This window comes from Qipengyuania marisflavi (assembly GCF_005884405.1).
GTDB lineage: Bacteria > Pseudomonadota > Alphaproteobacteria > Sphingomonadales > Sphingomonadaceae > Qipengyuania > Qipengyuania marisflavi.
Window position 1 is genome coordinate 265964 of record NZ_VCAO01000001.1, and the last position, 13441, is coordinate 279404.

The 13441-nt window shown below is 59.7% G+C and carries 12 protein-coding genes; 4 read left to right on the forward strand and 8 right to left on the reverse strand.

Annotated features, from left to right (window positions below):
* The first annotated feature begins 2 nt into the window (after positions 1-2).
* Both FEV51_RS01350 and FEV51_RS01355 read left to right on the forward strand, forming a co-directional pair.
* The gene (locus tag FEV51_RS01350) at positions 3-1202 is read left to right on the forward strand and encodes an exo-beta-N-acetylmuramidase NamZ family protein (RefSeq protein WP_138615434.1); all 1200 of its coding nucleotides are present in this window, start codon (positions 3-5) and stop codon (positions 1200-1202) included.
* A gap of 12 nt (positions 1203-1214) precedes the next feature.
* Positions 1215-2666, forward strand: coding sequence for a tetratricopeptide repeat-containing sulfotransferase family protein (locus FEV51_RS01355; RefSeq protein ID WP_138615435.1), 1452 nt, complete (start codon positions 1215-1217; stop codon positions 2664-2666).
* Between the two features lie 7 nt (positions 2667-2673).
* Here the strand turns inward: FEV51_RS01355 and FEV51_RS01360 are convergent, their stop codons facing one another.
* The 3 genes from FEV51_RS01360 to FEV51_RS01370 are packed head-to-tail and all read right to left on the reverse strand — an operon-like array spanning position 2674 to position 5100.
* Positions 2674-3009 (reverse strand): hypothetical protein, encoded by a 336-nt coding sequence (locus tag FEV51_RS01360; RefSeq protein WP_138615436.1) that lies wholly within the window; start codon positions 3007-3009, stop codon positions 2674-2676.
* A gap of 38 nt (positions 3010-3047) precedes the next feature.
* Positions 3048-3914 (reverse strand): DUF817 domain-containing protein, encoded by an 867-nt coding sequence (locus tag FEV51_RS01365; protein WP_138615437.1) that lies wholly within the window; start codon positions 3912-3914, stop codon positions 3048-3050.
* A gap of 4 nt (positions 3915-3918) precedes the next feature.
* Positions 3919-5100: a vWA domain-containing protein gene (locus FEV51_RS01370; RefSeq protein ID WP_138615438.1), complete on the reverse strand. Its 1182-nt coding sequence runs from the start codon at positions 5098-5100 to the stop codon at positions 3919-3921.
* A 130-nt stretch (positions 5101-5230) separates the two neighbouring features.
* Here FEV51_RS01370 and FEV51_RS01375 point away from each other — a divergent pair, with 130 nt between their 5' ends.
* A complete protein-coding gene (locus FEV51_RS01375) occupies positions 5231-6631 on the forward strand; it encodes a methyl-accepting chemotaxis protein (RefSeq protein ID WP_138615439.1) in 1401 nt (466 codons plus the stop codon).
* Between the two features lie 71 nt (positions 6632-6702).
* On the opposite strand, the gene FEV51_RS01380 is transcribed toward FEV51_RS01375, so the two are convergent.
* From FEV51_RS01380 to FEV51_RS01395, 4 genes are all read right to left on the reverse strand, one after another.
* Positions 6703-7551 (reverse strand): AAA family ATPase, encoded by an 849-nt coding sequence (locus tag FEV51_RS01380; protein ID WP_138615440.1) that lies wholly within the window; start codon positions 7549-7551, stop codon positions 6703-6705.
* A gap of 67 nt (positions 7552-7618) precedes the next feature.
* Positions 7619-8917, reverse strand: a complete 1299-nt coding sequence (locus FEV51_RS01385; protein ID WP_138615441.1) for a serine hydrolase — start codon at positions 8915-8917, stop codon at positions 7619-7621.
* Positions 8918-8947: 30 nt separating this feature from the next.
* Positions 8948-9523, reverse strand: a complete 576-nt coding sequence (locus FEV51_RS01390) for a hypothetical protein (protein WP_138615442.1) — start codon at positions 9521-9523, stop codon at positions 8948-8950.
* A complete protein-coding gene (locus tag FEV51_RS01395) occupies positions 9520-10044 on the reverse strand; it encodes an RNA polymerase sigma factor (RefSeq protein ID WP_138615443.1) in 525 nt (174 codons plus the stop codon). Before FEV51_RS01395 ends, FEV51_RS01390 begins: the two co-directional genes overlap by 4 nt.
* Positions 10045-10149: 105 nt before the next feature.
* On the opposite strand from FEV51_RS01395, the gene FEV51_RS01400 reads away from it, so the two are divergent.
* Positions 10150-11373, forward strand: coding sequence for a bifunctional alpha/beta hydrolase/OsmC family protein (locus FEV51_RS01400; RefSeq protein WP_138615444.1), 1224 nt, complete (start codon positions 10150-10152; stop codon positions 11371-11373).
* Between the two features lie 12 nt (positions 11374-11385).
* Here the strand turns inward: FEV51_RS01400 and parE are convergent, their stop codons facing one another.
* On the reverse strand, positions 11386-13377 hold the full coding sequence (gene parE / locus FEV51_RS01405) for a DNA topoisomerase IV subunit B (RefSeq protein WP_138615445.1): 1992 nt from the start codon (positions 13375-13377) through the stop codon (positions 11386-11388).
* Positions 13378-13441 lie beyond the last annotated feature (64 nt).

The window sequence follows — 13441 nt, forward strand, 5'->3', positions numbered from 1 at the left end:
ACATGAAATTCGGGATAGATCGTCTCCTCACCGAGGAGAAACTACGCAAGCCGCTGGAAGGCAAGCGCGTGGGTCTGGTGGCGCATCCGGCATCCGTTACTGCCCGGCTGACCCATTCTCTCGACGCGCTGATCGAACGCGGCGTGAATGTCACCGCCGCGTTTGGCCCGCAGCACGGGCTGAAAGGCGACAAGCAGGACAATATGGTCGAAACTGCGGACGAAACCGATCCACATTACGGCATTCCGATCTTTAGCCTCTATGGCGAAGTGCGCCGCCCGAGCGGTCAGATGATGTCCACAGCCGACGTGTTCCTGTTTGATTTACAAGACCTTGGCTGCCGCATCTACACCTTCGTAACAACTTTGCTGTATTTGCTGGAGGAAGCGGCGAAGGCGGGTAAGGAAGTGTGGGTGCTCGACCGGCCCAATCCTGCTGGCGGCCCGGTTGAGGGTACGCTGCTGGTGCCAGGACAGGAAAGCTTCGTCGGCGCCGCGCCCATGCCCATGCGGCACGGCCTTACTATGGGCGAAATGGGCACGTGGTTTATCGAACATTTCAAGCTGGATGTAGCCTATAAGGTCATCGAAATGGTCGATTGGCGGCCGGGACATCCGCCCGGATATGGTTGGCCGGAAAGCCGGGTGTGGATTAACCCCAGCCCCAACGCGGCCAGCATCAACATGGCGCGCGCCTATGCCGGTACGGTAATGCTGGAAGGCACCACGCTGTCCGAAGCGCGCGGCACAACGCGTCCCTTGGAGGTGCTGTTCGGCGCGCCTGATGTCGATGCCAAGGCGGTCCATGCCGAGATGCAGCGCCTCGCCCCGTCATGGCTGCGCGGCTGCGCTTTGCGTGAAACCTGGTTCGAGCCGACTTTCCACAAGCACGCAGGAACTCTGTGTAATGGCTTGATGATCCACGCAGAAGGTGAGTTCTACGATCACCATGAATTCCGTCCCTGGCGGGTACAGGCGCTGGCGTTCAAAGCGATCAGAGCGTTGTATCCCGACTATCCGCTGTGGCGCGATTTTCCCTATGAGTATGAGTTCGACAGGCTGGCCATCGATGTGATTAACGGCGGCCCATCCTTGCGGGAATGGGTCGATGATGCCGAGGCAGTGGTAGGCGATCTCGACATGATAGCTGATGCAGACGAAGCCGCCTGGCGCGAGACGGTGGCTGACCACCTGCGCTATTAAGGCGGTGGCGCGGTGAGCGATACGATTGCCGATTTGGCAGCACGGGCGCGTGGGGCATTTGGATCGCCTGATCCCGCAGCTGCAATTTCCGCGTTCCGCTCACTGTTGTCGGCCGATCCGAACCGGCCTGACGACTGGTTCAATCTGGCGCTGGTGCAGCGGCGGGCACGGCAGTTCACTGACGCATTGGCGAGTTATGACGAAGCTTTACAGCGCGGGATTGCCGGGCCGGAAGAGGTTCATCTCAATCGTGCGGTAATCCATGCGGATGATTTGCTCGATCCCGAGGCGGCACGGGCAGACTTGGAACGCGCGCTTTCGCTTGCGCCAAATTTTGTGCCTGCACTAATCAATCTGGGCAATCTGCACGAGGATCACGGCGCACGGGCCGAGGCGGAGGCTGCGTACGCGCGCGCTCATGCGATTGAGCCGGGCAATCCGGTGGCGCTGATGCGGCTTGCCGAAGTGACGCAATTTGACAGCGATGATCACGTTATCATCCGGCAACTGCAAGCCATGCTGCTGCGCAGCGATTTACCGCCGCTGGAGCGGGCCGATATCGGCTTTGCGCTTGGCCGGGCGCTGGATCAGGCGGGGAGCTATGATGATGCTTTTTCCGCCTATCTCGCCGCCAATACAGCGAGTGCGGGTCTAGCGGGCAGTGCGTATGATCCTGCGGCGCAAGAGCGGTTTGTGGACCGGGTGATAGCGGTGTTTGGCACGGCGCACCCCGCTGCTCCCGATGACACTGCAGCGCCGATCTTCATTTGCGGGATGTTCCGCTCCGGCTCCACGCTGGCAGAACGGGTGCTGGCAGCGCACAGTGCGGTGTCCGCTGGCGGGGAGCTGGAACTGGTCCCGATGCTGGCCGCAGATTTTGCCCCATATCCTGATCGTGCTGCGGCGCTTTCGGTAGACGATTGCACAGCGCTGCGCGACCGCTATCTGGCGGGGCTTGCTGAGCTAAGCCTCTCTGCGGGTGGGCTAACCGACAAACGGCCCGACAATTTCCTTCATGTTGGTCTGATCAAACGGATGTTTCCCGCCGCGAAGATCATTCACACGCGGCGCAATCCGCTCGACAATTGCCTGTCTGTGCTGTTCGCGCATCTCGACCCGCGGATGAATTATGCGCAGTCGCTGGACAGTGCAGCGCATTGGTACGCGCAGCAGGAGCGGCTATTTGATCATTGGCGCGCGCTGCATCCCGGCGATGTCCACACCGTGGATTATGATGCACTGGTGAGCGATCCACAGACGCAGATTGCCGCATTGCTCGAATTTCTCGGCCTACCATTCGAAGACGCGTGTCTTGAGCCACATGTGGGCGAGGGCACAGTTCGCACCGCCAGCGCTTGGCAAGTGCGCGAGCCGCTCTATGCCCGCTCGTCAGGCCGGTGGCGCAATTACGCGGCGCATCTTGCACCGCTGTTCAAGGTTTTTGGCAGACCAGACACCGCGTAACCCGCCATTATTGCGCGGGAATAAGTTCGGTTTCGTTGCCCGGTACTGGGATTGGGCGGAAATCATCAGGATCACCCATTGTGACCAGCACCGAACAGCCGTCCTGCCGCCGGTCGACAGCCCAGATCAGTATCGGATTATCAGGATCGGCGGTTTCACGCTGCAACAGCGATGGCTGCCCGCTCGCCTGCCGTGCCTGATATATCCGGTCAGCACATATTGCGGGATCAGGTGTGCCCAGTTCGCGCATAGTCGTGGTGGGCGCGTCTGAAACCTGCGCGCTACTCATAGTCCCGGACAGCAGCAGGGGTGCACAGCGGGCCAGAATTGTCAGTAGTTTCATCAACTCTCTCCCAGAGTTCCTGCCCGGCTTTAGCACGGTTACGCTGCCTTTGCATCCTGCCGACACGAGTCTCGCTCCGGCGAACGCACGCCGTGGACCACCGCCACCAATACAAAGCTGATCATCATCAGCAGGAACCATGCGCCCAGCTTGGTGATCGACACCATTTGCCACGCATCCTCCTGTCCGGGATAGTTCCAGGCGTTGGCAAAAGTGGCAATGTTCTCGGCAAACCAGATGAATATGGCGACCAGCAATTGCCCCACCATCAGCGGCATCCAGCGATGCTCTCGCCAATTGCGGAAGTGGATACGCGTGCGCCAGAACAGCAGCGCTGCCGCCGCGAACAGCGCAATCCGGATATCGGGAAGCCAGTGATGCGCGAAGAAGTTCACATAGATCGCAGCGGCCAGGACATAGGTTGCCCACGGCGCGGGATAACGGCTGAACCGAAAATCGAAGATCCGCCAGACCCGCGCGATATAGCTGCCGACGCTGGCGTACATAAAGCCGGAGAACAGCGGCACCGCGCCGATGTGCAGCACGCTGGCCTCTGGATAGACCCACGATCCGGCGGCAGTCTTGAACAGTTCCATCACTGTGCCAACGATGTGAAAGATCAGGATCACCTTTGCCTCGGCCCAGGTTTCCAGCTTGAACACCAGCATCGCCGCCTGAATGGCAATCGCCGCCAGCGTCAGGAAATCATAGCGATGCAGCAGTGCGTCCTGAGGGTAGAACAGATGCGTCGTCAGCAGCAGGCCCAGCAGCAACGCGCCAAACAGACACGCCCATGCCTGCTTGAAACCGAACAACAGAAACTCGTAAAGCCACAGCCGCCAGCCGGTGCCGGGATCGAAGGCCTCCAGCCCCTGGCGGATCGCTGCAAAACGGGTGTGCCGCAAACGCTCAGCCCTGCTTGCGGCTCAATTCGCGCATCGCATCATCGAGGCCGTCCAGCGTCAGCGGATACATCCGGTCATTGACCAGATGCTTCATCACTTTGGTCGATTGTGAATAGGACCACTGCTTTTCCGGCACCGGGTTCATCCAGACGGTGGCGGGATAGGTGTTGGTGACGCGGTGCATCCAGGTGGCGCCGGCCTCTTCGTTCATATGTTCGACGCTGCCGCCGGGATGGGTGATCTCATACGGGCTCATCGCCGCATCACCGACGAAGATGATCTTGTAGTCATGGCCGAATTTGTGGAGCACATCCCACGTCTTGGTACGTTCCTGCCAGCGACGGCTGTTGTCCTTCCATACGCCTTCATAAAGGCAGTTGTGGAAATAGAAGAATTCAAGGTTCTTGAACTCTGCGGTCGCGGCGCTGAACAGCTCTTCGACCAGCTTGATAAACGGGTCCATCGACCCGCCGACATCCAGAAACAGCAGCAGCTTGACCGCATTGTGCCGTTCGGGCCGCATATGGATGTCCAGCCAGCCCTGCTTGGCAGTCCCGTCGATCGTAGCATCCAGATCCAGCTCGTCCGCCGCACCTTCTCGGGCAAAGCGGCGCAGGCGGCGCAGCGCCATCTTGATATTGCGCGTTCCCAGTTCGCGGGTGTTGTCGAGGTTCTTGAATTCGCGCTTGTCCCACACCTTCATCGCACGCTTGTGCTTGCTTTCGCCGCCGATCCGCACGCCTTCAGGGTTGTAGCCGGAATTGCCAAACGGGCTGGTGCCGCCGGTGCCGACCCATTTGTTGCCGCCCTGATGGCGCTTTTCCTGCTCCTCAAGCCGCTTCTTCAGCGTCTCCATGATCTCGTCCCAGTCACCCAGCGACTTGATCTTCTCCATCTCCTCGGGGCTGAGGAATTTTTCGGCGACCGCTTTCAGCCAGTCTTCGGGCACATCGACGGGGTTCTGGCCGTAGTCGGACAGGATGCCCTTGAAGACCTTGGAAAAGACCTGGTCGAAACGGTCGATCAGCCCCTCATCCTTCACAAAGGTGGCGCGCGAAAGGTAATAGAACGCCTCGGGAGTCTGCTCGATAACGTCTCTGTCCAGCGCTTCGAGCAGGGTGAGGTGCTCCTTGAAGCTGGCCGAAATCCCTGCTGCGCGCAGCTCGTCTACAAAATCGAAAAACATGGCTCGTGTCCTAATCCGACGATGCGCGGCACGCCAGAGCAATGAGTATGCAAACGGTGCGATTTAACCGGGCGATAACCATTTCTGTTTAGTGGCCAGATCACCAAAAGACACAAGGGGTCTAACTGACATGGAATTGAGCGCAATCGATGCCCAGGGCGCATCGGCCCTCGACCAAATTCCGGAAAGCTGCGGGAAGGTTACCGTTGGCTGTTCCGATGTTGCCGGGATCGTTCAAGCTGTCATCGACAGTTCGGGCATTCTACGGGCCGAACATATCGAACTGCAGGGCACGGTTCACGAGCTTGAAAAAGATCAGCGCAAAGTTGCCGAAGCCAGCGACGAAGCGCGTCTGCTGTCGGCCCGCGCTATCGAGCGTCTGGGGCAGGGCACCAGCCAGATTCAGTCCTCACTGCTGCAAATCACCAATCTGCTCGACCTTGTCGAAACGCTGGCCACCCATGTGACCGGCTTTGCCGCGGCGATGGATCAGGTGAAGCGGTGTTCCAAGGACATCGAACAGATTGCCGAAACCACCAATATTCTTGCGCTGAACGCCACCATCGAGGCGATGCGCGCAGGTGATGCAGGCCGCACCTTTGCAGTCGTCGCCAATGAGGTGAAGACGCTGGCCGGCGAAACCCGCAAGGCCACTGACGAAATCTCCGATGTGATCGAAACGCTGGGCGCGGAAGCCTCCACCGTGATCGAGCGGATCGAAGCCGGTGCGAAGGCTTCTAATGAAGCCAAAAGCTCGGTCGCCAGCATTGATGCCACAATTGCCGGGGTCAGCCAGTTGGTCGAAGAGGTCGATCAGCAGAACGACCAGATCGCGCGTGCCACCGGTATGATGACCGGACACGTCGACCGGGTGCAGGCCGTGATCGAAAGCTTCGACCACGCCGCGACCGAGAACGAACAGCGGCTTGAAGCCGCGCACAGCCGGATCGAAGACCTGGAAATGACGGCGAGCGAAATGTTCGACCGTATCGTCCACGCCGGCCTGTCACCGCAGGACAGCGTCATGGTGGATGCCGCCAAGGCGAAGGCCCGCGAAGTCGAGCGTCTGGCGCATGAGGCCATCGCCGCAGGAAAGCTCAACCCAGATCAGCTGTTCGACAGCAATTACCGCGAGATTTCGGGCAGCAATCCCAAGCGTTACCGTACCGGCCTGATGGACTGGGCACATGACCATTGGCGCCATGTGCTGGATTCAGCGGCGCATGACGATAACCGCGTGATGGCGGCGGCGTGTACCGATATGAACGGTTATCTGCCGACGCATCTGTCGCAATGTTCGCAAGCACCGACGGGCGACGTAATGCATGATACGCGCTTCTGCCGCAATGGCCGGATTATCCTCGACACCATCGACCAGAAGGCCAAGCACAGCGGCGCGGAATATATGATGGCGGTGTATCGCCAGGAAAATGACGGCAAATCCTACCGCGTCGTCCGCAACGTCTATGTGCCCATCTTCATCAACGGCCGCCGCTGGGGCGATTTCGAACTGGCTTACAGCTTCGACTGAACCATACCGGTTTTCCGGGGGGCAAGACGCCGGCTCGCGCAACCAGCGCGGGCCGGCGTATTCAAGTCCGACTAGGTCTGACGACGTGCCATAAAGGCCAGGCGTTCGAACATCATTACGTCCTGCTCGTTTTTCAGCAACGCGCCGTGCAGCGGCGGGATGGCGCTGTTGGGATTGCTGTCCTGCAGCACTTCAAGCGGCATATCCTCGTTCAACAGCAGTTTAAGCCAGTCGAGCAATTCGCTGGTTGATGGCTTTTTCTTCAGGCCGGGCACGTCGCGCAGCTCGTAGAAAATGTCCATTGCCTTGCCGACCAGGTTTTTCTGGATACCGGGAAAATGGACCTCGATAATCTCCCGCATGGTCTCGCGGTCGGGGAATTTGATGTAGTGGAAGAAACAGCGGCGCAGGAAAGCGTCGGGCAGTTCCTTTTCATTGTTCGAAGTAATGACCACGATGGGCCGTTCCTTCGCTTCGATCCGCTCGTGCGTTTCGTAAACGTCGAAGCTCATCCGGTCGAGTTCCTGCAACAGATCGTTGGGAAACTCGATATCGGCCTTGTCGATCTCGTCGATCAGCAGCACGGGCAACTCGTGGCTGGTGAAGGCCTCCCACAACTTGCCCTTGCGAATGTAGTTCGAGATGTCGTGCACCCGCTCATCACCCAGCTGGCCATCGCGCAGACGCGCGACTGCGTCATATTCGTACAGGCCCTGCTGCGCCTTGGTGGTCGATTTCACGTTCCACTCAATCATCGGCGCATTCAGCGCCTTGGATATTTCATGCGCCAGCACAGTCTTGCCCGTACCCGGCTCGCCCTTGACCAGCAGCGGGCGGCGCAGCGTCACCGCCGCATTCACCGCGACCTTCAGATCTTCGGTGGCGATATAGGATTGGGTGCCTTCGAAACGTTGCGTCATGAATTGTCCTTGGTCCGATTGCGATTTGCAACCTGACTAGGGACGCGCATCGCACGGGGCAAGAGGGCTATTTGCCTGCCAATGCCAGGATGCGACTGGTGAGCAGCTTGAGAGTGGTGGTGTCGACAGGCGCGGCGCTATTGTTCCAGCTTAATGCCAGCATATGCCAGCCATCAGCCTCGTCCTGAAGCAGCCATGTCAGATTGAGGACGCCGGGTTCCGACCCGCCCTTGAACCCGGCATATTTCCAGCCCGCAAGTTCGGCTTCGGTCAGCGCGGTGTTTACTGCCATGATCGCGCGCGCCGTGTCATCGTCTTGTGCCGCCAGCACCAGCATCAGTGCCCGCTGATCATCCATACTGGCAAACCATTCCACGGTGTCGATCAGCACAGGCTTTTCAGCGCTGAACTTTTCGAGGATTGCCTGTGTGTCGAGCGTGTTTGCTGCCAGCTCTGACAGCATCGCAGCCTGAAGCGCTTCATTGGCTTTCGCATAGGCTGCGCCGGGCCCTATTGTCTTGAGCGCGAACATTTCCAGCGTCTTGAGAAAGGGCAGAGCCAGGTTCGGGTCAGAGTGGCCGCTGGCCTGCAATTCCGCCGCCACGACATCACGGCCGATTGCATCGATCAGCAGATCGGTTGCGGTATTGTCGCTGATCGAAATCATCAGTGTCGCTGCCGTATGCAAAGTTACCGGCGCGCCATCGGGCCAGTTCTGCATTATTCCGCCGGGCAGGCTCTTGGCTTCAAGCGCGATGGTCTGATCCCAACTCAGCCGCCCCTCATCGACACCGCGAGCGAGCGCGGCGAGGACGTAGAGCTTGAAGGTCGAGCCGATGGCGAATTGCGCCTGTTGATCGCCATGCTGGAACAAGGGTGCGGATGAGCCATCAAGGGGGCCGAAATAAGCGCTTGTTCGGCCGGGCAGCGCGGACAGTTCGGCAGATATTTTCTCGGAACTGTCATTGATTGGTTCGTATGCAGTAAAACCCAACTCGGTGATCCGGTGGGGCGCATCTGGCGATATCGCGATGCTACCCTTAGCCACATTCTTTTCAAAACGGACCTCGATCGCACCGCGGTACTGGCCTGCGGACTGGACGATCTTCCCGCTTAAGGCAGGGCCGAACTGGCTGGTTAATTGCTGACCGAGTGCAGCAATTTGCGCAGACGGTATCGCAGCAAGAAAAGTGGGAGCGAAAGTCTCTTCAACATCACCGTCGCCATTGATTATCGCGACGACTTCAGTGCCACGATCGGCCAGTCTGGGATTCTGCTGCGTCGCTTCGATGTCAGAAGCGCCTGGTTGCGCAAACGCAGCAGCGGGAAGCAGCGCGGTCAGGGCGAGGGCGAGACGTAGATGCATGGAAATCTCCTCTGAAATTCGGGTAAATTGTTATTCAGCGGCGTCTAGGGCGGCGATTTGCTGATCGAGGCCCTGCGCAGTTTTGGCGTTCAGCCATGCGACAAATCCGAAAAACAGCGCTGTGCCGCCCAATGGCAACCAGACCCCATCCAATGCGGTGGCCCAGCCATGCCGCGACGCTACCTGCGCTGTGACCAGCCCGTAAATCGCGAGCACGCCGGGGATCATCGGCGCAAGATACCACTTGGGTACCGTGCGAAGGAGATCACGTTGACGAACCAGCTGATGACGAAAGTAATCACGGCATGGCATCTCTGGAGTTCGAACCAGATTTGAACCGTCACAGCGAAGTTTCCACAAGACCGCTACCACGCCAAAGACGAGACTGGCCTGCGCCCCTGCCATCAGGAAGTCGCTTGCAATCATCGCAGCGATCGCCGCGCTACCCATTGTCAGAATAACGACCAGGCCCGCGGCAAATTCAAGCAGGTTGCGGCGACGGACAGTGCGTTCAAATCGGGAATTGCGTTTCTCGCATATACCTGCCGTTGAGAAAGCAGCGTCGTTTTCCTGAGACAGCCAAAAATCCTGGGGATGATAGCTCATGTCTGGGCTCCTTCTTTGGAAGGGTCGGATAGGCTCTTGGAGATGATCGCCTTGAGCCGGTGAATTCTGGTCGAAACCAGATTTGCGGAAAGGCCGGTCACCTCGGCGATTTCGTTGCCGCTCTCGCCTTCCAGCCACAGCATCATGACCTGGGCATCGGGTGTTGGCAGCATCCTGATCAGCTCATAGGCCCGGGCAAGGGCATGGTTCTCGCTCGCTGCATTCTCCACATCGGCAGCGCACGGTAGCTCGTCAATTTCGTCCAGTGGGACCGGAGCTGGTCGGCGCGCAGCGCGCATCCGATGGTCGGCGGCGACGTTGTGAGCGATGCGGTAAACCCATGTCTTCAGGCTGCACCGCCCATCAAAGCGGGCGAAACTGCGCCACAGTTCACAATGGATGTCCTGCTCCAAATCGCGCGAGCGTTCGGGATGCCGCTCCATCGCGCGTGCAAGCCGGGCAATGGTCGGCGCGAATTGCGTGCCCGCCTGCTGGTAAAGGCTATCCTGCTGTGTGGTCATGGTTCCTTAGTCCGTGGGGCTGGGGATTTCTTACAGAACCGTGAAACTTTTCATGCGAGCCCGCGATAGTGTTAGAGTCATCTGCGCCCCATAAAAGGATTTTCCATGCCGACAGAAACGCTGACGATCGACACCAAGGCGGGGCACACACTCGAAGGTTCGCTGGAATTGCCCACCGGGTTGGTACGCGGAGCGGCGCTTTTTGCGCATTGCTTTACTTGCACGCGCAACAGCAAGGCGGCGGTGGCGGTTACGCGGGCGCTGGCGCGGGAGGGGATTGCCACCCTGCGCTTTGATTTCACCGGGCTGGGCGGCAGCGAAGGAGATTTCGGGCGTGCGGGGTTTGCCACCGATGTGTCGGATCTGGTCGAAGCGGCGGAGCTGATACTGGAGCGGTTCCAGCAGCCCATATTGCTGGTCGGGCACAGCCTTGGCGGCGCAGCCGTGCTGGCGGCGGCTGACGATCTGGGTGAGGACAAGGTTGCGGCCATCGCGACTATCGGCGCACCTTCGGACGTGCCCCATGTGCTGGAACGCATCGAAGGCAATCTGGACGCCGTGCGCAAGGATGGCGAGGGGACCGTGTCGATTGGTGGGCGCGAGTTCTGCCTTGGCCGCGAATTTCTGGAGCGGGTCGAGAATATCGACTTGCTGGAAGAGATCGGGCGGCTGCGCAAACCGCTGCTGATCCTGCATTCACCAACCGACGATATCGTCGGGGTCGACAATGCCAGCGCGCTGTTTGGCGCGGCGAAGCATCCCAAGAGCTTTGTCAGCATGGACGGTGCGGATCATTTGCTACTGGATCAGGCCGATGCACAATTTGCCGCGGACATGATTGCCAGTTGGGCAGGGCGCTATCTGCCGCTGCGCGATGACTGGCCGATGCCCGAGGATGGGGTGATCGTGAAAACCGGCCACGGGAAGTTCGGCACCGAAGTTCACACCAGCAGCCACCGCTTCATCGCCGATGAACCACGCAGCTATGGCGGCGATAACAGCGGGCCGACGCCCTATGATCTGCTGCTGGCGGCGCTGGGCACCTGCACCGCAATGACAATGAAGATGTATGCTGACCGCAAAGGTTGGCCCTTGGAAGGGACCAGTGTGCACCTGACGCATGAACGCGATCACGCGGAAGATTGCGAAACCTGCCTGACCGAAAAACAGGGAATGAAATCGCAGGCACTCAATCGGCGCATTGCAATCGAGGGCAGCGAGCTAACCGAAGAGCAGCGTGCCAAGATTATCGAAATTGCCAATAAATGCCCGGTCCACAAGACCTTGGAGGGTAATCTTCACATTTACACTGAGGCGGCTGCCAGCTGATCCAGCGGCGCGTCAGGCGTCGATCATATCCCGGTCCAGCTCGCCCGCGCGGTTCTGGATGAAATTGAAACGGTGTTCAGGATTGCGGCCCATCAGCTGCTCGACCAGTTCCTTCACCACCGCGCGGTCTTCGAATTCTGTCGGCAGGGTGATGCGGATCAGGCTGCGGCTGTCGGGGCTCATCGTGGTTTCGCGCAATTGCGCGGGGTTCATCTCGCCCAAGCCCTTGAACCGCCCGACATCGACTTTCTTGCCCTTGAAGACTGTCGCCTCCAGCTCCTCGCGATGCGCGTCGTCCTTGGCGTAGCGGCTCTCTTTACCGGCTGTCAGGCGATAAAGCGGGGGCTGGGCCAGGAACAGATGACCGCGCCTGACGACCTCGGGCATTTCCTGAAAGAAGAATGTCATCAGCAGCGTCGCGATATGCGCGCCGTCGACATCGGCATCGGTCATGATCACGATGCGGTCATAGCGCAGGTTCTCCGGGTCGCAGTCCTTGCGGGTGCCGCAGCCCATTGCCAGCGTCAGATCGGCGATTTCCGAATTGGCGCGGATCTTGTCGGCAGTGGCGCTGGCTACATTGAGGATCTTGCCACGAATCGGCAGGATTGCCTGCGTCTTGCGGTTGCGCGCCTGCTTGGCACTGCCGCCTGCCGAATCGCCTTCGACGATAAACAGTTCGGTCTCGCCCTTGCCCTCTCCAGAACAGTCGGTCAGCTTGCCGGGAAGGCGCAGCTTCTTGGCGCTGGTCGCAGTCTTGCGCTTGATCTCGCGCTCCTGCTTGCGACGCAGCCGCTCGTCCATCCGCTCCATGATCTGGCCCAGCAGCGCCTTGCCGCGGTCCATATTGTCGGACAGGAAATGATCGAAATGGTCGCGGACCGCGTTCTCGACCAGCCGGGCGGCTTCGGGGCTGGTGAGGCGGTCCTTGGTCTGGCTCTGAAATTGCGGATCGCGGATGAACACGCTCAGCATGACCTCCGCGCCGGTCATCACATCATCGGCTGAGATGTCCTTGGATTTCTTGACCCCGGTCAGCTCGCCAAAGGCGCGCAGGCCCTTGGTCAGCGCCGCGCGCAGGCCTTGTTCGTGCGTGCCGCCATCTGGCGTGGGCACGGTGTTGCAATACCAGCTGGTCGAGCCTTCGGAATAGAGCGGCCAGGCGATGGCCCATTCGGCGCGGCCCTGCTGGTCGCCGCTGTCATTACCCGGAAAATCCTGCTGACCCGCAAAGGGCAGCGCTGTGACGCATTCGCGGCCCGCAAGCTGTTCGGCGAGATGATCGGCCAGACCGCCGGGAAATTTGAAAGTCGCCTCTGCGGGGACATCGTCAGAAGCCAGACTGTCCGCACATTTCCAGCGGATTTCGACCCCGGCAAACAGATACGCTTTGGAACGCGCTAGTTTGAACAGCCGCTTGGGGCTGAACGCGCGGTCGCCGAAAATCTCTTTGTCGGGATGGAAACTGACAGTCGTGCCGCGCCGGTTGGGCGTCGGGCCCAGATTTTCGAGCGGTCCGGTAGGCAGACCCTTGGAAAACTCCTGCGCGTAAAGCTGACGGTCGCGCGCGACTTCGACCCGTGTATCGTCGGACAGCGCATTGACCACACTGACGCCAACCCCGTGCAGGCCGCCGCTGGTGGCATAGGCCTTGCCCGAAAACTTGCCGCCCGAATGCAGCGTGGTCAGGATCACCTCAAGCGTGGATTTGCCCGGATATTTCGGGTGTTCTTCCACCGGAATGCCGCGACCGTTGTCAGCGATGGTGACGCGGTTACCCTCATCCACGCGGATTTCGATGCGCGTGGCATGGCCTGCCACCGCTTCGTCCATCGCGTTGTCCAGAACCTCGGCCACAAGATGATGCAAAGCGCGGTCATCGGTCCCGCCGATATACATGCCGGGCCGGCGGCGGACAGGTTCAAGCCCTTCGAGAACCTCGATCGAGGAGGCATCGTAATCGCCGCTGGAGGCCGGAGTATTTGCGAACAGATCGTCAGACATGGCCCGGCTTATCGCGCGCGCTTGGGCGGCTTACAACCGGGCCGACATGCTTATCCGCCAAGTC